Origin of the sequence: Mycoplasmopsis agassizii (assembly GCF_002272945.1) — a bacterium.
GTDB lineage: Bacteria > Bacillota_I > Bacilli_A > Mycoplasmatales > Metamycoplasmataceae > Mycoplasmopsis_B > Mycoplasmopsis_B agassizii.
The window spans coordinates 321,816-342,137 of the sequence record NZ_NQMN01000001.1 but is presented as its reverse complement, the minus strand read 5'-3'; the positions used below and the strand labels follow the sequence as shown (position 1 = coordinate 342,137).

The 20,322-nt window shown below is 28.7% G+C and carries 17 protein-coding genes; 15 read left to right on the top strand and 2 right to left on the bottom strand.

From position 1 onward, the window contains the following. The first annotated feature begins 13 nt into the window (after nucleotides 1–13). Entirely contained in the window at nucleotides 14–625 is a 612-nt protein-coding gene (locus tag CJF60_RS01310; RefSeq protein ID WP_084231872.1) for an NAD(P)H-dependent oxidoreductase, read from the top strand. 257 nt (nucleotides 626–882) lie between these two features. Continuing rightward, on the top strand, nucleotides 883–1,962 hold the full coding sequence (locus CJF60_RS01305) for a hypothetical protein (protein WP_084231871.1): 1,080 nt from the start codon (nucleotides 883–885) through the stop codon (nucleotides 1,960–1,962). Nucleotides 1,963–2,016: 54 nt separating this feature from the next. Here CJF60_RS01305 and CJF60_RS01300 read toward each other — a convergent pair whose 3' ends face one another. Together CJF60_RS01300 and CJF60_RS01295 are read right to left on the bottom strand one after the other, a co-directional pair. Continuing rightward, on the bottom strand, nucleotides 2,017–3,387 hold the full coding sequence (locus tag CJF60_RS01300) for a dihydrolipoyl dehydrogenase family protein (protein ID WP_084231870.1): 1,371 nt from the start codon (nucleotides 3,385–3,387) through the stop codon (nucleotides 2,017–2,019). Nucleotides 3,388–3,557: 170 nt separating this feature from the next. Beyond that, the gene (locus CJF60_RS01295; protein WP_084231869.1) at nucleotides 3,558–4,430 is read right to left on the bottom strand and encodes a hypothetical protein; all 873 of its coding nucleotides are present in this window, start codon (nucleotides 4,428–4,430) and stop codon (nucleotides 3,558–3,560) included. Nucleotides 4,431–4,518: 88 nt separating this feature from the next. Between CJF60_RS01295 and CJF60_RS01290 the strand changes: the two genes are divergently transcribed. The 13 genes from CJF60_RS01290 (at nucleotide 4,519) to CJF60_RS01230 (ending at nucleotide 20,322) form a co-directional block, all read left to right on the top strand. Next, nucleotides 4,519–5,712 carry a YitT family protein gene (locus CJF60_RS01290; protein ID WP_084231868.1) on the top strand — a complete coding sequence of 398 codons (1,194 nt, stop codon included), beginning with the start codon at nucleotides 4,519–4,521 and terminating at the stop codon, nucleotides 5,710–5,712. Nucleotides 5,713–5,747: 35 nt separating this feature from the next. Further along, on the top strand, nucleotides 5,748–6,947 hold the full coding sequence (locus tag CJF60_RS01285) for a YitT family protein (RefSeq protein WP_084231867.1): 1,200 nt from the start codon (nucleotides 5,748–5,750) through the stop codon (nucleotides 6,945–6,947). Nucleotides 6,948–7,169: 222 nt separating this feature from the next. Continuing rightward, nucleotides 7,170–8,552, top strand: a complete 1,383-nt coding sequence (locus tag CJF60_RS01280) for a coiled-coil domain-containing protein (RefSeq protein ID WP_084231866.1) — start codon at nucleotides 7,170–7,172, stop codon at nucleotides 8,550–8,552. Between the two features lie 3 nt (nucleotides 8,553–8,555). After that, nucleotides 8,556–9,143 carry a diadenylate cyclase gene (locus tag CJF60_RS01275; protein ID WP_084231865.1) on the top strand — a complete coding sequence of 196 codons (588 nt, stop codon included), beginning with the start codon at nucleotides 8,556–8,558 and terminating at the stop codon, nucleotides 9,141–9,143. Between the two features lie 11 nt (nucleotides 9,144–9,154). Continuing rightward, nucleotides 9,155–10,699 carry a magnesium transporter gene (gene mgtE / locus CJF60_RS01270; protein ID WP_143823374.1) on the top strand — a complete coding sequence of 515 codons (1,545 nt, stop codon included), beginning with the start codon at nucleotides 9,155–9,157 and terminating at the stop codon, nucleotides 10,697–10,699. Between the two features lie 12 nt (nucleotides 10,700–10,711). Beyond that, a complete protein-coding gene (gene mgtE, locus CJF60_RS01265) occupies nucleotides 10,712–12,259 on the top strand; it encodes a magnesium transporter (protein ID WP_084231863.1) in 1,548 nt (515 codons plus the stop codon). A gap of 135 nt (nucleotides 12,260–12,394) precedes the next feature. Then, nucleotides 12,395–14,392 carry a GGDEF domain-containing protein gene (locus tag CJF60_RS01260; protein ID WP_084231862.1) on the top strand — a complete coding sequence of 666 codons (1,998 nt, stop codon included), beginning with the start codon at nucleotides 12,395–12,397 and terminating at the stop codon, nucleotides 14,390–14,392. Beyond that, a complete protein-coding gene (gene rplI / locus CJF60_RS01255; RefSeq protein WP_084231861.1) occupies nucleotides 14,373–14,828 on the top strand; it encodes a 50S ribosomal protein L9 in 456 nt (151 codons plus the stop codon). The genes CJF60_RS01260 and rplI overlap by 20 nt, the downstream gene beginning before the upstream one ends. Then, the gene (locus tag CJF60_RS01250; protein WP_159444189.1) at nucleotides 14,818–16,254 is read left to right on the top strand and encodes a replicative DNA helicase; all 1,437 of its coding nucleotides are present in this window, start codon (nucleotides 14,818–14,820) and stop codon (nucleotides 16,252–16,254) included. Before rplI ends, CJF60_RS01250 begins: the two co-directional genes overlap by 11 nt. After that, nucleotides 16,254–17,495 (top strand): hemolysin family protein, encoded by a 1,242-nt coding sequence (locus CJF60_RS01245; protein ID WP_084231859.1) that lies wholly within the window; start codon nucleotides 16,254–16,256, stop codon nucleotides 17,493–17,495. Before CJF60_RS01250 ends, CJF60_RS01245 begins: the two co-directional genes overlap by 1 nt. A 127-nt stretch (nucleotides 17,496–17,622) precedes the next feature. Then, nucleotides 17,623–18,426 (top strand): energy-coupling factor transporter ATPase, encoded by an 804-nt coding sequence (locus tag CJF60_RS01240; protein ID WP_084231858.1) that lies wholly within the window; start codon nucleotides 17,623–17,625, stop codon nucleotides 18,424–18,426. Beyond that, complete coding sequence (locus CJF60_RS01235) at nucleotides 18,411–19,385, top strand: ATP-binding cassette domain-containing protein (protein ID WP_084231857.1); 975 nt, start codon at nucleotides 18,411–18,413, stop codon at nucleotides 19,383–19,385. Before CJF60_RS01240 ends, CJF60_RS01235 begins: the two co-directional genes overlap by 16 nt. Beyond that, entirely contained in the window at nucleotides 19,378–20,322 is a 945-nt protein-coding gene (locus CJF60_RS01230) for an energy-coupling factor transporter transmembrane component T family protein (protein ID WP_084231856.1), read from the top strand. The genes CJF60_RS01235 and CJF60_RS01230 overlap by 8 nt, the downstream gene beginning before the upstream one ends.

Genomic DNA, 20,322 nt, shown 5'->3' with positions numbered 1-20,322 from the left:
GCATAATTAACCTATGAATAAATTACTAGTCTTATACACAAGCCCAATTAGAAAAACTACAAGTGCTTCAACGTTAGCACTTGATGATTTTATAACTAATTACAAACACACAAATCCTGAAGATGAAATTACTGTGATGGATTTAAATGAAGATGTTGCTTTAGAAAAAAACCTAACATCTCAAAACTTTTTAGATTATTATGGCGACGGCGTTGCTGATAAATATATTGAAATTTTTAATAAACATGACAAGGTTGTTTTTGCAACAAGTACAATTAACTTTAAACCTTCACCTGTTTTTATTTCTTTAATTAATCGTATTACAATTGCACGTAAAACCTTTAACATGGTTTTTGATGCTGTGCAACAAAAAACAGTTTCAGCAGGAAAATTCGTGGGTAAAAAAGCACACGTTTTAATTACAATGGGTTCAATTCCTGAAGAAGATATTAAAAAACATATGATCGATTCAGTAAAAATTCCTCTTGAATTTATCGGTTTTGATGTTTCAGTTACATTATTAGAAGGTATGGACGTTGGAGGTTCACCTGAGAAAAAACTGACTAGAGATCAAAAAATTAAACCTTATGAAAATCGCATCGCAGATGCTGCTCTTAAGTTTTAAAAACATCTAAAAAGAAATGATCAAAAGATCAAACACAAAGGAAAATATTTATTTATAGGCTTTTAAAGCCTATTTTTTAATGCTTATTAAATTATACCACTTTAGATTTTATTAATTATGCTTTTGCAATATTTATACTAATTATGTCTTCCTAATTTTTACTTTAAGTAAAATTTTAATCAAAGAAGGTATTGCAAATTATTTCTATTAAATAATTAAAACATTACTATTTTTAAAGAAAAATTTAGGAGACTAAAATGTCAATTTTAAATGTTCAAAAATCTAAAATAATTAAGAAATTATTAATTCTTTTAACAACTTTTATTGCTTCTTCAGGAGTAATTGCACTAGCATCATGTAGTTCTAGCGATTTTAAGGTTAAACAACTTGAAAAAGATTCTGCTCTCTACGAGAAGCAAACATCTGATAATAAACCTTATCTTCAATTTAATATGTATGGATATCCAAACTTTACATTTAGTAATTGAATAATGACAACTGGAGATATCACAAATTTCAAAGCCGATAACTACCCAATAATAAAAGGTAATGGCGAAGTGATCTTAAAGACAAATGAACAATATCATGCTGATATGGAAAAATTTCAAAAAGAAAAAGGTTTAGATTCAGAAGATGTCTATAAATACTGAGTTAAAAAACACTATGATCCTAATGACTATCATACGTATTTTATACCGAAGTTTAAATGAAACTATAAGCAAGAGCAAACTTTTACTAGAACATTTCCTAAATCATCTAATAACTATAATGCAAATCTTTATTTTGTAGATGATGAGATGCAAAAATACGATCCTAGTTATCAAAAATCAGTTAGTCTAATAAAAAATGAAGATGATTTAAAGGCATCCTTAAGACTAGATGAAAAAGGCAAAACAGTTTATAAAAATTATTTAAACCAATTAAATGAATTATCGAGTGATAAAAAATCTCATGAAGATTTAGAAAAAGAATACTTACCTTGATCATCGAAATTTAATTATGAAAATATTAAAAACAAATTAGATTTTGACAAATACTCATATTTATTTATTAAAGATGTTGCTTCACAGATTCTTTTTTATAATATTCAAGGTGAATCTAGATTAGATGGTGGTGTTGAAATATCTAAATACAATGTAGATATCAATAATAAAACTATTAATTTAGAATGGGGTTGAGTACCAACAAGTAATAAAGGTGACTTTCATGGCTCATCTCCTGCTATAAGAATGAGTGTACCTGATAGATTAACTTCATTCATGATTCCAGTTGAAAAAGATAAGCTTTCAGAATTTGATTTTAATGAATGAAAATTCTTACAAAAACCACACAAATAAAAAAAATTAAGTGCTAATTAGGCACTTAATTTTCATATTATGATTACTTAAAAATTATTTTTTTAAGTAATGCCCACGAAGAGCGTAGTAAATACCTTCAGAAACAGTTGGGTGAGTATGACCAATTGTAAATAGATCATGTAATTTAATTTTTCCACTAACTGCTAATGCTAAAGTATTGATTAATAATGAAGCATCTTTTAAGATTAAGTGTGCTCCTAATAAGCGATCTTCTTTAGGATCTACTAGTAATTTAATAAAGCCAAAACTGGTATTTTGTTCAGCATGTAATCTAGGTAATTGTCCTGATGAAACCACGATTTTTTCAAATTTAACACCATCTTTTTCAAGTTGTTGTTCATTTCTACCAACACTTGCTACATCTAAACTTAAATATAGACTTGAAGGGATGTGATCAACATTAACTTTATCAACATTTAGACCCATGATGTGTTGGAAAACTTGGTCACCATGTTTGTATGAAACTGATGAAAGCATTTTCTTACCAGTTACATCACCCATTGCATAAATATGTGGTTTTGAAGTTCTTAAGAATTCATCAACTACGATATTTCCTCTTTCATCGATTTCAACAACACCGTTTGCTAATTCACTATTAGCATAACGACCTACGGCTGCAAAATATTTATCAGCTTTAACTTTTAAAGTTTTACCACCATGTTCAATTACTAAATCTAATTCATCATCAAATTCTTTGAATCTTACATCTGTAAAAATTTCTACGTGATTTTGTTTTAGCATTTTTTCGATTTCATTTGCTAAATCACGATCATAAGCAGGCATTGCTTTTGGTCCATATTCTAAAAGAATAACTTTTGAACCTAATGTACTAAAGTAGAAAGCAAATTCTAAAGCAACTACACCTGTACCAATAATTACTAATTTTTCAGGTAATTCAGTTAAAGCAATTGCACTTGTTGAATGAATTAATCTTCCTGTTCCTGCAGCTTTTGCTGAGTTAGTAATTTTAAATTGTCTTGATCTAGACCCTGTTGCGATAACAAATTTTTCAGCAGTGATTTTTTCACCTTCTAGATCGATAGTTTTATCATCTAAAAATTTAGCAGTTTTACCTTGGAAAACTTTAACTTTAGCACCTTCTAAAGCACCTGCGATTGCTCCGTTTAATTTTGCAGATACATCGGCAGCATTTTGAGCGATCTTAGCAAGTAGTACTTTAAAGTCAGCAACTTTAACACCGTAATCTGCAGCTTTTTTCATACTTAATACACTACGTGCAGAAGTAATTAGTGATTTTGTTGGAATACATCCAATATTAACACAAGTTCCACCTAACTTGTTTCTTTCAATCAAGGCAACTTTTTTACCATTGCTTGATAGTTGTGCAGCTAGAGTATATCCTCCAGGACCTGCACCAATTACGACAACGTCGAATTTTTTCATTTTTCCTCTTTCAATAATCAATAATAGATATAAAAAAATAATAGCACTTTTAAAGCAAAATTAATAAAAAAACGACTTTTTGCACAATCAGAGCACTAAAAAGGCGTTTTTTTCATTTTTTCTGGGTTTTAAAAGTAGTTTGGCAAAAATCTTTTTGCTTGTGCTAATAACTAGACAATTTCTTCGATTTTAGTTGCCAATTTATCAACTAAAGAACGTTTTACAGCAATGTCACTTTCAATAATTTCGTATAATTCAGCAATTGTAATATCAACTGGAAAGTTATAAGATTTAAGATGTTCAAGCAGATTTTCTAATCTTTTTGCTTGCGCACGATGGTCTTCACGATAAGTTCTAATTTTTAAAATACGCTGTGCTCGCTCGCTTACTTTTTCAAAATTATCAACAATATAGCGCATGCGTTGCACATCTTCTTCAGAATAAGTTAAAAATTCTTCAAGTAATTTTTCATGATCAAATTCCATGTAAAAACGATTAAAAATATTACGGCTTTGAGAATAAAGCAGAGCACCTGCATAAGCAGCTAAAGCCCCATCTTGATTAAGGCGAATTGATTTAATAGTTTTTTCATTAAATTTTTCTTTAACTAGTGATTTTAAATAAGGAAAATAACTAGCTCGATTACTTTCTTTAGTTAGTAGTGAAAGTTTAATATTATCAAATTCAAAAACTGATTCAATACTTGATAAAGGCATTACTTGAGCCAAAATTTTCTTTTCTAAGGCAGGGGCAAAACCTTTGAAAAATAAAAGTTCTTCATCAACTCGACCAAATCATTTTTTTAAATCATTCATCAAACATCTTCTAACTTCACGAATAATTGAATTTTGATCAGATAATCTTGAAAAGTCGATCATGGTAGTAATTATTTTTCATTCTTTTTCACCTTTAGTTTTTGAATTCACATAAGTACCCATGCTGTAAGCAAAAGGTAATCAATTATCTTTACTAAAAGGTCTAAGTCCTGAATTAAAAGGGGTGGAAATTGATTCAAAATCAATGTAAATGATTATTTTTTTCATTATGATTATTTTAATCACGAAACTGAAAAAAGTGAAAAAAATTTCAGGCTTATTTAAATAGTGTAATAATAATAGAAGGTGAATTTTTATGAATCAAGAAAAAAAACAAGATCAAGAGCATAATTGAGACAATTATAGCCCTTACAAAGAATTTGAATTAATTAGTAAAAAAGAGGTTTCTTCAAACAAGAAACCCAACTTTTTTACTAGATTAAAATCGTCATTACATAAGAAAAATACTTCAATTTATTATTCGCAAGGTTTTTCTTCAAGTGAAATTGAGAAATTGCCCTGATACATGATTCTAGCGATTAAAAAGTGAAACGTTTTAAAGATTTTTTTTGCAGCGTTTTTATTAAACGTAATTATTATTGCTTTTATCACTAGAGCACAAGCCTTACCTTCAGGAGTAACAGGGATACCGACATTAATAATGTTTTTAGTGCCAGAGTTACAACCTTATTTTGGGATCTTATTCTTATTAGTTAATGCCCCGTTAATGATTTATTTTCATAAAAAGGTTAAGCTTTCATTCACACTCTTAAATTGAACTTACTTATTATTTTCAGTTTTATGAAGTAGTGTTTTAAATATCACACCAGTATTAAACTTTTTATTAAATATCACAGACTTTGCTAATGATTGAAGTATTAATGTCGTAACTGCTAGTTATACAAATTCTTGACCAATTTTAGTCTATGGAATTTTAGGTAGCATTTTGATGGGTATTTCTTATGCAATTTTATGAAAAGCAGGTGCTTCAACTGCAGGAACTGAGTTAGTCAGTTATTATATTTCAGTTAAATATAAAAAATCTGTCGGCTCAATCATGCGTGTTTTTTCACTTTCAACTGTTGTTTTATATTTTATTATTTATGCTTCAGTTAGATGAAACTTAACAAATAGTGCACCTGAACCTGTTTATCTTCGAGACTTTTTTGTCTTGCAAATCATTACAACTTTTGCAATTGTTTTTATTGCTACATTTGTTTTAAATGTACTTTATCCAAAGTACAAAAAAATTAATGTGGAAATTTCAACAGATAATCCGAACTTAATTGAGATCTTTTTTAACAAGATAAATTATTGACATCCATATAGAATCGAAACTTATAAAAGTGGTCGTAACCATCAAAAAAATTATCAGATCACAACTGTTATGTATTATTTTGAAGCCAACTTTTTAGTTCCAGATATTCAAAATTTTAGTCCTGAAGTTTGAATCAAAATGGTTGATGTTAAAAGAACACTTGGAAAATTCAATTCCAATTTTGTTGATTAAAAATAAATTTGTGCTAAATTTATTTAGAGTTAAAAATGAACGAAAAAAATCAGATCCAAAACGATGATAAAATCATAAACACAGGTGAAAAATATAGTTGTGAATTAATTGATTTACATCAAGTTACTACCCACTATAAAACTGAAAGTAGTATTGAACAAAAAAAGAGAATTAGACTTTCAAAATTATTGCGCCCTGAATCAAATACTGATTGATACACAGGAACATACTCTTCAAGTGATATTGAAAAATTACCTTGATATGATATTGTGGCAATTAAAAGATGAAGTATTTTTAAAATCTTTATTGCTTCTTTAGTTTTAAATTTTATCATCATCGCCTTTATCACTAGGGCTGAAACTATCCCATCAGGTGTTGCTGGAATACCAACTTTATTGATGTTTATTTTTCCGGTTTTAAAACCATTTTATGGCTTACTTTTCTTAATCAGTAATATGCCACTAATGATTATTTTCCATAAGAAAATTAAACCAACTTTTATTATTTTAAATTGAACCTATTTAATTACAACTGTTTTATGAAGTTCAATTTTAAATATTGAACCGATTTTAGATTGAATAAATCGCATCACTGATTTAGCAGGTTCTTGATCATTAGAAACTGCTCAAGGAAATGATAACTGACCAATTGTAGTTTATGGTTTAATAGGTTCTTTAGGTACAGGTGTTGTTTACGCAATTCTTTGACAAGCAGGCTCTTCTACAGCAGGTACAGACATAATTTCTTATTTCTATTCAGTTAAATATCAAAAAAGTATTGGTTCTTTATTAAGACTTCTATCCTTTTCTACAGTAGCAGTTTACTTTATAATCTATGCAGGAATCCGTTGAGATTCACATAATTCAATAGATGTTGGCTTAAGAAATTTCTTAGCAATTCAGTTATTTACAACGGCGATGATAGTCTTAATTTCTAGTGCAGTCTTGAACTTTTTCTATCCTAAATATAAAAAGGTCAATGTAGAAATTTCTACAAATAAACCAGAGATTTTAGTTTCTTTCTTCAACAGAATCAACTACTGACATTCATACAGAATTGAAACTTATAAAAGTGGTTATACAAAGTTACCTACTTATCAAATTTCTACAGTAATGTATTTCTTTGAATCTAAATCTTTAATCAGAGATATGCAGAACTTTGACCCACAAATCTGAGTTCGTGTCTTGGATGTTAAGAAAACATATGGAAAATTCGATTCTTCCTACGTTGATTAAGAAATAAATTTCAGTCAATTTATATAGATTTCTATCTGTTTCTTACTGAGAAACAGATTTTTTCTATACTTTTCTATCCAAAAATAAATTCTAAAAAAATTAATGAGTTTTTTTATTTATATTTAATTTATTTAAATTAAAATTATAGTAAAAGCAAGGAAAATGCTATAGATTTTCTATAGAAATCAATCCTTGTCAAAACATATTAAGAATGAGGAAAATATGGCAACAGAAAAAATTAAATTCGAACGATGATACTGTACATTAAGAGAAAATGACGGTAAAAATCCAGATATTAAATGAAAAAATATCTGAACCCTAAAGAAAGCAAATGAAAACCCAACAGGTGAATTTGAACATCAAAAAGATGCTGTTGAGCACTTTAAAAAATTAAACCTGAATGCAAATCTTTGATTCCAAAAGGGTGGAAAATTTGTTCGTACAATTAAGAGTGTTAAATCAGCAAAAGGTCATGATCAAATTCTAATTGATAGTGATGATTCTAAAGAAGAACAAGAAAGAGCAAAAAAACTTCTTCAAGAACGTGAACGTAAATTACGTGAAGAATTAAAGGCTCAAGAAAGCACTTGAGAAGCTGAAAAATCAGAACTTGAAAAACGCCTTAAAAAAGAAGAAAAAGAAAATTCTAAACTTGCTAAAGAAATTCAAAACGTTAACAGTCATACATCAACTTTAGAACGCCGTTTAATTGAAAGTGAAAAAGCACTTCAAGAAGAAAAGGCAAGAAGAAGTCTAGCTGAAAATGAACTAGATTTACAAAAACAACAAACTCAAGAACTACTTTTAAAATCACAAGAGCAACCTTGAATTCTAACTCAAGAAGTTGAAGTAGTCAAAGAAAAAATTGTTAAAGTTGAAGATTCATTAACCACTGTTTTATTAAATGATGAAAAAGAAAAAGTTAGTGAGTTAGAAGAAAAATTAGCACGTGAACGTTTATCAAGAATGCAAGCTGAAAGACAAGTTGAAGAAATTCGACAAACACAAATTTTAGATTTATCACGTTTAGAATCAGAAGTTCAAGCACACGAAAATACTAAATCTGAATTAGAAGAATTAAGAGCAACTCGTGAAATTTTAATTGAACATCACGAACCTCAAGATCACTCTTCAACAACAACTATTGATGATGAGCAAATGCAAAGATTACTTCGTGCAGAAGCTACATTAAGAGAATTAGAAAGAAGAAGAGCAATCAAAGATCGCCTTGACAAAAGTGAATCATTAATTACGGTCGATGATCAAACTGCTTTAATTATTATTGATGAAGTCGAACAAGAATTTCCAGATGATGATGAAATTATTCAGCGTGCAAGACATCAAAAGAAAATCATTAATGAAAGAAATTACGTTAGAGTAGATAACACTCGTGAATTAATTTCAAATAATGAATTACAACAATTAAAAGAAAATAGTGCAAAACCTGAAGAAGTAGTTTTAGCAAAACCTGATGAAGGAAATCAAAAACTTTGAGGTCTAAAAACTAAAACATGATACTTGCTAGCTAAGACATTCTTCTTACTTTCTTTAATTGCATTATTAATCGTATTAGCAATTGGTTTATCAACAGGATTTTTAGCTTAGTATATGCCTACAGAAACACTTGTAATCATATTTGGAAGTGTTACTCTTGCTTTATTAGCCATTGTTTTAGTCTTAACATTAACGCCTTATGGGCAAATGTTATATCGTTTAATGTTTAAACGAAGTCGCTATTCTAAATTAGGAAAAAGTAGCAAAATTCGTTTAATTCACCAAGTTAAAGAAGCAGTTATTCAATTAGCTAAAACTAAAACTGGAGCAATCATCACGATTGAAAACCATGATCAAATTGATAACTTAAGAACAGATGGTGTCATCATTGATGCCAACATCAGTAGCAGTTTAATAATTGCTCTTTTCCAAAAAAATAGCCCACTTCATGATGGTGCTATCATAATTCGTGACAGCAAGATTCTTTATGCTGCCACATATTATAAAATTACTCGTAAATCTGTTGATAATAGTTATGGTGCTCGCCACCGTGCTGCAATGGGTATTAGTGAATTATCTGATGCAACTACAATTGTTGTTTCAGAAGAAACAGGTGACATAACCATTACTAAAAATGGAATTTTTAATAAAACAAATATTGACAATTTCCAAGAATCATTAGTAAAATTACTAAAAGAATAGGGGTGTATAATATGCAATATTTTCAAGATGAATTTAATAACAATGAAGAAAATATTGAAACAAATATTCCCTTGACATCATTAGGTTCCGATGAGCAACAAAGCGATGCTTCAACCTTACTTGCTGAATCTTTTTCTAAATTAGTAAGAACGAGAAATTTTAATGATCTCAGAGAATTAGTAAATATTACGCCTTTAAGTAAAATAAATGAAAGCATCCTAATAATGAAACCCATTATTCAGGTGCTTTTTTTTAGATTCTTATTAACCAAACAAGCAGCTGAAATTTTCCAAAATTTAGACATTGATGTACAAGCACAACTGTTAACAAATTTTGCAGATGATTTATCTTCAGAAATTATTAATGAATTAAAAAGTGATGAAATTTCCGACTTAATTGAAGAGTTACCTTCAGAAATGACTGCAGGTATTTTAGCCAAAGTTAAGGATGAAGAAAAGCGTAAAAAAATTAATGAAATTTTAAAATTTGAAGATGATCAAGTTGGAAGTATTATGGCTGTTGATATTGTCTCAATTGAGTCAGATATTTCTTTAAAAGATGCCTTAAGAAAAATTAAAAATGCATATGGAAAAAATAAGGATTTAAGACACTACTTTTTTGTCACAGATGACAAAGGAAAACTTAGCGGAGCAATCACTTTAGAAGACTTAATTTTTAACCCTAGAAACGACTTAGTTAAGGATCATAAATTTCAAGTTTATGCAGCTAAAACTTCCGATTCAATTCAAGAAAGTCAAAACCTTTTTGCTAAGCAAAATATGTCAGTAATTCCCGTTGTAAATAACTTCAATTATTTATCTGGAATTCTAACTAGTGAAAGCATGTTTGATGAAATTGAATTGCAAGCAAGTGAAGATATTTATTCACGTGCGAGTGTTAAAGTTGAAGATGTTGAAACTTTTGAATATGTTTCAGCACCTGTAAAAAGTATTGTTAAAAGTAGATTATTTTGAATTGTCTTACTTTTAATAGTTGCAACTTTTAGTCAAATCATTATTGAAGTTTTTTCAAACGTAGTTGATCAAAAATTAGGAAGTTGAGTTTCAATTTCAATTCTTACTTCTTTATTACCAATTTTAAGTGGCGCCGCTGGTAATGCAGGAAGCCAATCCTCGGTTACCATTTCAAGGGCTGCTGCTTTAGGTGAATTAAAAGGAATTAAAGGTAAAAAAATAGTTGCTAGGGAAGTCAAAATAGGGCTCATAATCGGTGCTTTATTATTTGTAGTAAATATTATTAGATTATCCATTTACTTCGCAATTTCGGGCGATTTCGTTACTTCTAGAAACAATACTTTAGTAATTATTTTTGTTTCTTCATTAGTTTTATTTTTAATTTTAGTTTTATCTAAATTCCTAGGAACATGATTAACTTTAGTCGCTATCTTTTTCAAAAAAGATCCTGCAGTTTTATCAGCACCTTTAATTACAACAATTTTAGATACCATTTCAATTGCTATTTTTTATGCTTTAATTATAGGATTATTTTTAGCTCTTGATTCTGCTGCTGTGCAATTTACAATCATAAATAATTAGAAAGGAGTCATCATGCAAAATGTAAAAGAAATTGAAACAAAAAAAATAAATACAAAAGTTCTTAATTTAAATAAAACAAATTTATTTGATGAATCATGAATCAATTTAGAAAAAGATGAACTAGCAAAACTGTTCATAATTTTTATAAAAAGACAAAATAAAAATCAATTAAATTTATTGATTGAACAACTTTCAGATGCTGCAATTGAAGACGCCTTTTTAAATCTAAATAAGAGCGTCCAAATTACTTTTTTAAGGATCATAAAAATTAATTTAGCTGCTGATATTTTTGAACAACTTGATGAGTCAATTCAGGCAGAATTATTCTTTGATTTTAGTGAAGAATTTTCATTAAATTTATTGAAAGCAATGACTGCAATTAAGATCACTAATTTACTTGATTTTTTTGATGAAGACGACCAAAGAAAAGATATTATTTTAAAGCGTTTAGAAAATACTGAAAAAGCAGAAAATGTTGCCAAGATTTTAAAGTATGATGATGAACAAGCAGGTAGCATTATGCAGGTTGAAATTTCAATTCTTTATGATAATGATACAATTGCAAATGCCTTAGATAAAATTAAAAAAGATTACATTGGTGATAAAGAAATTGGACATTATTTTTTCGTTGTTAATGAAAATAAAGAACTAGTTGGAGCAGTTACTTTAGAGGATATGATCTTTGATGAAGATAATAATAAAAACACCTTAATAAGTGATTTATTATTTGTTGTTGAAGGTGTTTATGACACTGATAGTTTAGAAAAAGCAGTGCAATTATATGGACAACAAAATATGTCTGCTTTACCAGTTATTAATAAAGAAAAACAACTTGTTGGAATTATCGATAGTGAAAATATGTTTGATGTTGCTCGTGAATTAGCGACTGAAGACATTTATCAAGCAGTAGGGATTAAAGTTGAAGATGCTTCAAAACCTTATTTAAAAACCAAAATTATTGACATTGTAAAAAGTCGATTTTTTTGGTTAGCATTATTATTAATTGGTTCAACTTTTTCACAAATTTTGATTCAAGTGTTTGTTGATGTTTCATCACAAACTATTAACTTATGAGTAAGTTCCTTAATCTTATCAGGGCTTGTTCCAGTATTAACTGATGCTGCAGGAAATGCAGGAAGTCAATCAATTGCAACGATTACTAGAGCCTATGCTTTAGGTGAATTTAAAAAAGTTAAACTCTGAAAAATTTATAGAAAAGAACTACTTGTTGCCATTATTATTGGTGCTATAGTTTTTGTAATTAATGCCGTGCGTTTATCTATTTATTTTTTAGCAAGTCAATTTCTAATAACAAATCCTGCTTCAGCACTAATCTTAATTTTTGCTAGTTCAACTGCTTTGTTTTTAGTTTTAATTATGGCTAAATTTTTAGGAACTTTCATTCCTTTATTAATGCTAAAACTAAAAAGAGATCCTGCAGCAGCTTCTTCGCCCATCCTTGCAACTTTAAGTGATGGACTATCGACAGCAATCTTTTTTGGAATTACAATTGCTTTATTTTTACTCATAAATTCCTTAGTAATCTTGCCTGTACTTTAACTAAAACTGAAGATTAGATCTAAATTAGTCTCTAATTTAGATTTTTTTATTTAAAAAGGCACTAAAACTAAGAATTTTTTAGACTTTAATGGAAAATTTAATGGCTTATAGCAAAATATTTTATATAATAAAAAAATGAAAAAATTCTACATTATCGGGTTTTCAGTCTTTGCAGCAGCGATGCTTGGAGCATTCATTGCTTGGTTAATTATTGAAATAACTAAAGACCAATTACAACCAAACTTGGTGGCAATTGGTGCTTTAGCGTTAATCTTAACAGCAGTTTCAGTAATGGCTTTTTCATATTTTTTAATTCGTTATCTAACTAAAAAGAATTACTTTATCAACCGTAGTTTTTACCAATATTTAGATAAAGTGATTGCTCAACACAAAATCGGAGTTTTAATTTTAAATCCTTTATCCAAGATTGTTTGATCATCAGAATATTTAAATAATGAACTAGGCTCAAATTTAATTGATCGTAAACTGGCTCAAGTTTTTCCAGAAGTTAAGGATCAACTAGTTTATGATGATGAAGATGATATCTTAATCAAGCGTGAAAAAAATGGTGTTACAGTTATTTACTTATTAAAAAGATATAATAATTACAACATGGTTACGATTGAAGATGTGACAGTTAGAGAATCAATTATTACTAATTACCGTGATGAAAAAATTGCAGTTGGTGAAATTGAAATTGATAACTACCAACTTTATCAATCAGTACTTTCTGAAGAAGAAATTTTTAATATTGAAGCAACAATTGTTGACTTATTAGAAAACCTTGTTAAAGAATATAATATTGCCTATCGCCAATATGTAAAAGGTAAATTCATTATTATTACTAATAATGAAACAATTGAAAAACTGATTAAAAGTGAATTTAATTTTATTGAACAACTTGAAAATAATTCTAAATTAAAAAGTAATGTTCGTTTAACCATTTCAATGGGAATTGCTCGTGGAATGTATAAAATCAGTGAACTTTTTGAAGTTTCTAAATCAGCGCTGCGCCAAAGTCAAAGCCGTGGTGGAGATCAAGTAACAATTTATCAAAAAGATCAAAAACCAATTTTCTTTGGATCAAAAAGTGAAATTTCAGTTAATTATTCACGAACTATGATTAAAGAAGTTGCCCGTTTATTAGAACATAAACTGACTTCAAAAAGCATTAATAAAGTAATTGTTTATGGACATAAATTAGCCGATTTAGATGCTTTTGGTTCTGCATATGCAATGGTTTGGCTAGCAAAACAATTTGGTAAAGAAGCCTACATTCAAAACGTAACTTTTGATAACACAACTAAAAAAGCAATTGCTAAATATTTAGGTAAACCAGAAAACCTATTTATTAAGCCTTCAACTGCTTCACAAATGAGTGATGAAAATACTTTAGTAATTATCGTTGATACTGCTGAAGCAAAAAGAATCGAAAATGAAAATGCCTTTAATAAGGTAAAACCTGAAAACATTTTTGTTCTAGACCATCATAGAGTTAGTGAAAATGTACAGTTTTGTCCACTACAAAATCAATACATTGAAACAACAGCTTCAAGTGCTAGTGAAATTACAACTGAAGTTATTAGTTTTATCAAGCATGAATTAAAACACGATGCAGTTGTTTCACAAATGTTATTAAATGGAATTTATATGGATACAAATCAGTTCCAAAAATCAACTTCAGGTCCTACTTTTAATGCCGCTGCTTTATTAGAATTTAGAGGTGCATCAGCAATTGAAGCTGTTGAATTATTAAAAGTTAGTGAAGAAAATAATAAAATTATTAAAAAACTTGTTGATGATATTAAAGAAATTAAAACAGGATTTTTTATCAGTTATACTTCTAGTGAAGTACCTGAAGATATCGTCTCAATTGCTGCCGATGAGATGTTAAGAATTTCAGGAAGAAAAGCAGTTTTTGTAATTGCTAAGATTCCTCATTCTAACCCATCACTTTATAAAATGAGTGCCCGTGGTATTAAAACCAATGTCCAAATTATTGCCGAAGCAGTTGGTGGTGGTGGACACTATGCAGCCGCAGCAGCTGTAAGTAATGAAGAAATAGAAAAGTTTGTCGATAATATCGTTCAAGCGATTGTGAGTGTGAAATACAATGAAAGTAATATTAACTAAAGATCATAAAGATTTAGGAAAAGCAAAAAGCATTGTCGAGGTAAGTCCTGGATATGCACAAAATTTTTTATTTAAAAATAAATTAGCAGTTCCTTATACAAAAGAAAACCAAAGAAAATTAGAGCAACAACTAATTAAAGAAATTGAAGATCATAAACAAAAAGTGCTTGATTCTCAAAAGCTAAAAGCTGAACTTGAAAAAGTTGAATTAGTTTATAAATTAAAAGTTGCTCATGCTGAAACAGGTGAAACACACCATTCAATAACAGCAAAACAAATCATGAAATCATTAGCAGATCATGGTTTCCATTTAGAAAAACATACCTTTGAAAAAGTGTTTCTAAAAACAGTTGGAACCCACTATGTACAAGCTAAATTATTTGGTGATGTAGAAGCTCGTTTAGAAGTTGTGATAAAAGAAGATGATGGAAAGTAATTTAGAAAAAAACATTAGTGATCCTATATCCGAGTTGAATATAATTGCTTCTTTAGTTTTCAAAAACGACCTAGCTAAAAATATTAGACATCGTTTAAAAGCCGATGATTTTTATCTTGAAAATCATCGCATCTTTTTTACTATCATAGACTCTTATTTACAAATTACAAAATTTGATGAACAACTAGATAATGTTAAAAATTTAACATTTGATGTTTTGAAAAGCGAGGTTAGAAAACTTTTAAATCAAAATCCTAGAATCAGAAATGTTAAAGATTTTAATGAAGAATATGTCAATGAATTATTAATTAAATATAACGGTTCAGATCGTTTTTTTGAAGACTTTAAAACTGTCATTGAAAAAAGTAATATTAGAAAAATTCTTATCTCTTTAGACAAAAATTCTCGTCTTATAAGAGAGACAATAATCGAAGATAATTCGAACTTAATTATTAGTCGAATCAACCATGATTTGACTAATATTTCAGACTTAAATTCTTTTAATGAATTTGATCAACTTGAAGATTTAGCAGCTGATTATTTAGAGTCAATTCATCATCGTAGAAATAGTTACGATGATATTGCAGGTATTGCAACTGGTTATGAAGAGTTAGATAATTTAACTGATGGTTGACAAAAAGGAAACTTAATTATTTTAGCAGCTAGACCTTCTATGGGTAAGACTGCTCTTAGTTTAAATTTTGCTTTAAATGCAGCTAAAGAAAACAAAAATGTTCTGTATTTTTCACTTGAAATGGATAGTTCTCAACTTGTAGAAAGATTGATTTCAAAACAGACTACAATTAACCCTAAATTGCTGAGAAACCCTAAAGATCTGTCTTCAGAAAATTTGACTAAAATATCAATTGCAGTTGATAATTTTAGAAAATATAAACTAAATATCGCTTCTAATCATAGTTCTGACTTTATAAACATTCAGTCAATTATTCGCCAAGAATACTATAAAAATACTGTTGATTTAGTGATGATTGACTATCTTCAATTGATGTCATTGAAAAATTATGGTGGTGACAATCGACAACTTGAAGTTTCTAAAATTTCAAACATGTTAAAGTCATTAGCAAGAGAATTATCAATCCCAATTATTGCTCTAGCACAACTTTCACGTAACGTAGAATCACGTGCTGATAAAAGACCTGTAATGTCTGATTTAAGAGATTCAGGAGCAATAGAACAAGATGCTGATATTATCATGATGATGTATCGTGATGATTATTATAATCGCAAGCCATCTGACAAAGAAGAAGCACATAATAGCAACTATTCAGTTGTTGAATTATCTGTTGTAAAAAACCGTTCAGGAGCGACAGGAACTATTAATTTATTGTTTGATTTATCACACAGTAATTTTTTAACTGCAAACGATAGTTATGGCGATAATTACAAGAAATACGAGACAAGATAATGTCAATAGTAATTTGAATTTTAATTCCAATAACTGTAGTCTTAATTATTTTATCAGCATTTTTTTCTGGTTCAGAAATGGCTTATTCTTCAGTCAATATTGCTTCTTTAGAAGGTGAAATAAAAAGAAATAAAAAATGAGCGAAAGTGGTAAAAAGACAACTCACTCATTTTGATCAATTATTGATGACATTATTAATTGCAAATAATATTGTCAATATTTTAACGACCTTAGTTACAGGTATTTTCTTTGGTGAATTCATCAGAACTTATATATCAAGCGAAAGTGTTGAATTTTATTCTACCTTAATTTCATTAATTGTTTTAACGCCATTAATAGTTATTTTTGGTGAGATAGTTCCTAAAATAACTGCTAAAAAACACTCTTTAATTTACTTAAAAACAGTAGTCTATTTAATAGATATTGTGATTTATATTTTCTATCCTTTTACAGGTATTTCTAAGTTATTTAAAAAGAAAAAAAATATTACTAATAAGGAAATTGATTTAAAAAACTATGTTGAATTAGCTAATCAAGAAGGTGTTATTACTCACGCTGAAACTGAGTTAGTTAAAAACGCTTTTGATTTAGATAAAGAAAAAGTTTTATCTCATTATGTTAGATTAAAAGATGTTTACACTTTAGAAATCAATACCAAAGTAAAAGATGCTATTAAGGTTTTTAAAGAAACTTCTTATTCAAGAATTCCTTTAATTAATGAGCATAAAAATATTGTCGGTATGATTCATGTCAGCGATATTTTAGGTGAAGAAGATGAAGAAGTTATTTCTCGTTTTATGAGAGTAATGCCTTTAATTCCTTTAAATATTTCCTTAAATAATGCTTTAGAAATCTTAAGAAGTAAAAAATCACATATGGCAGCCGTAACTAGAGGAAGAATTAATGATGAAATAGTTGGAATTCTAACTATGGAAGATATTATTGAAGAACTAGTTGGTGAAATCTATGATGAACATGATGAAGATGAACAGATCATGGAAGTTTCTCTAGAAAAATATTTTGTTTGAGGTAATAGTAAAGTTGCTGATTTAATCGAAGCTAGTGGTATGGAAATTGAACATTCTGAAGAAGAAACTGTTTTAAACTTAATTAAAAAATACTGAGATAAAGAAATTATCGAAGTTGGTGATATCATGGTGATTGAAGAAAATTACAGTTTTGAGGTGCTAGAATATAGCGAAGAAAAGAAAGATTTTTATTTTGAATTAATCATTAAATAAGACAAACTCCTATTTTTTATAAAATAGGAGTTTTTTATAAATAAGTATTTTTTTAACAAAATAACTATTTAAATATTAATTAATAAATGTATTTTGTTTTTTGCTTTTTGTATTAAAATTTAAAAATATGATTAAAGTTCAGGATCTATACTTCGCCTACGGTGAATCAGAGAAAAATGCCATTGATGGTATGACTTTTGAAATACCTAGAGGTAAATATATTGCTATTTTAGGACATAATGGTAGTGGTAAAAGTACTTTTGGTAAATTGCTAGTTGCACTTTACCGAGCTAAAAGTGGTACTATCACAATTGATGGTATTGAAGTGCGCTCATCTACAAAAGACCAAATTCATGAAAAGGTAGGAATTGTTTTTCAAAATCCCGATAACCAATTCATTGGTGGAACTGTTGAAGATGATATTGCTTTCGGTTTAGAAAACAAAAAAATTGATTCCAAAAAAATTAATGACACCATTATTGAATTAAGTCGTAAAGTAGGAATGTTTGAATATTTAGAAAGAGAACCAGTTTCTCTTTCAGGTGGGCAAAAGCAGCGTGTTGCAATTGCTTCTGTTTTAGCATTAAATCCTGAAGTAATTATTTTTGATGAAATCACATCAATGCTTGATCCAAAAGGTAAATCTGATGTTTTAAAATTGATTAAAGAAATCCAGCAAGAAAGATTGAAAACCTTGATTTCAATCACTCACGATATGGATGAAGCTATTCAGGCTGATTTATTATTAGTTTTTTCAGGTGGTAAGTTAGTCGCATCAGGTTCACCTGCAGAAATTTTAAATAACAAAAGAATCATTGAACTAGCAAAAATTGATTCTCCTTTTATTTATAAAGTTAGTGATCAATTACACGGCATTGAACCAACATATGATCAAGATCAATTAGTAGAGGAATTATGCAAATTATTGTAAAAAGTATTTCACACATTTTCAATAAAAATACGCCACTAGAATATCGAGCGTTGTTTGATTCTTCTTGCAACATTAATCAAGGTGAATATGTGGCAATTATTGGGCAAACAGGTAGTGGTAAAACAACTTTTATTGAGCATTTAAATTCATTATTAACCCCCGAAACTGGAAGTATTAATTGAATTTTTGAACATGAATATCGCAAGAAAAAGAATCTAATTTTAGGTGGGTCTAAGAATTCAAAACCCGAAGTTCAACCATTAATAGATTCTAAAAATGTAACTTTACAAAAACATAAGTTTCGTAAAAAATTTAAAGATTCAAAAATTATTAGACAACACGTTGGAGTTGTTTTCCAATTTGCTGAATATCAACTTTTTGAATCCACAATTGAAAAAGATATTATGTTTGGTCCAGTTGCTTATGGTGTTCCTAAAGAAGAAGCTAAAAGAAGAGCAAAAATTTATTTAGAAAAAGTTGGACTTCCTGAAGACTATTTACATAAAAATCCTCTAGCTCTTAGTGGTGGACAAAAACGCCGTGTTGCTTTAGCTGGAATTTTAGCAATTGAACCTGATGTTTTAATTTTGGATGAGCCTACTGCTGGTTTAGATCCTGCAGGGGTAAGAGAAATTTTAAGTATCTTCGATAAATTAAATGAAGAAGGTAAAACAATCATCATGGTTACTCATGACATGAATAATGTGCTTGAAAGAAGTCATCGAACAATTGTTTTTTCAAATGGTCAAATTGTTCGTGATGATGCGACTGTGAGAATTTTAAATGATGAAGTTTTTCTAAAAATGAACAACTTAATTGCTCCACAAATTATTGCTTTAATCAACAGAATTAAAGAAAAAAAACCTTATCTTCATTTTCCAGAGATAACAAAAATTGAACAACTAACTGATTTTCTAAATAAGAAAATTAAAGAGAAAAAAGGAGAGACAAATGAATAGTGTTTTCGGGCGTTATTTACCAATTAATACTCCTTTACATTTCATTGATGCAAGGTTAAAAATTTTATTAACTGCAGTTTCAATTGCAATGGTTTTTCTAAGTAATTACTTAGTTTCTTCTTTACTTTTTTTATTTTTTGTAATGGCTGTTTATTACATGACAACTAAAAGATGAAAAAGTTTTTTTAGAATTTTAATTACACCAGTTTTAGTCTCGTTATTTGTCTTTTTGTTAAACATGTTTACGGCTCAATCAATTGCTGATCCTAATAATGCAGGTGCAGCATTTGTAGGCTTTCCTAACTGAGTTCAAGTAGGTGGTGGTAACTCGGGTAATTTTAGAGTTACGATCACTTACAACATGGTTATGGAATTTGTTGCTTTAGTAATTCGTATTTACACAATTATTTTGATCACAAGTTTATTAACTTTAACTACTAAACAAATCTTTTTAGCAAAGGCAATTGAGTTTTGAATTTACCCTTTAAAATTCTTATTCATACCTGTTGAAATTATCTCAATGATAATTTCAATTGCCCTTAGATTTATACCAACTTTATTAGAAGAAGCACGCCGTATTATGAAGGCTCAAGCTTCTCGTGGAGTTGACTTTAAAAATGGAAAACTACGAGAAAAAGCTAAAAGTACAATTGTTTTAATTATTCCTTTATTCGTTACAAGTTTTAATAAAGCAGAAGATTTAGCGTTTGCTATGGAAACTCGTGGTTATGATCCTTATAAGGCTCGTTCTAAATATCGCCGTTTATCTTTTAAATGATACGACTATTTAACTTTCTTATTTTTCATGGCTTTTCTAGCTTATTTTATTGTCTTCAAAATTGATTCAATTGCTACCCAAGTAAGTATGTCAGATAGTGGTTTTTGACATAACTATATCAGTTTTGATTATTTATTAAGTGGCTTTGTTACAAGGTAA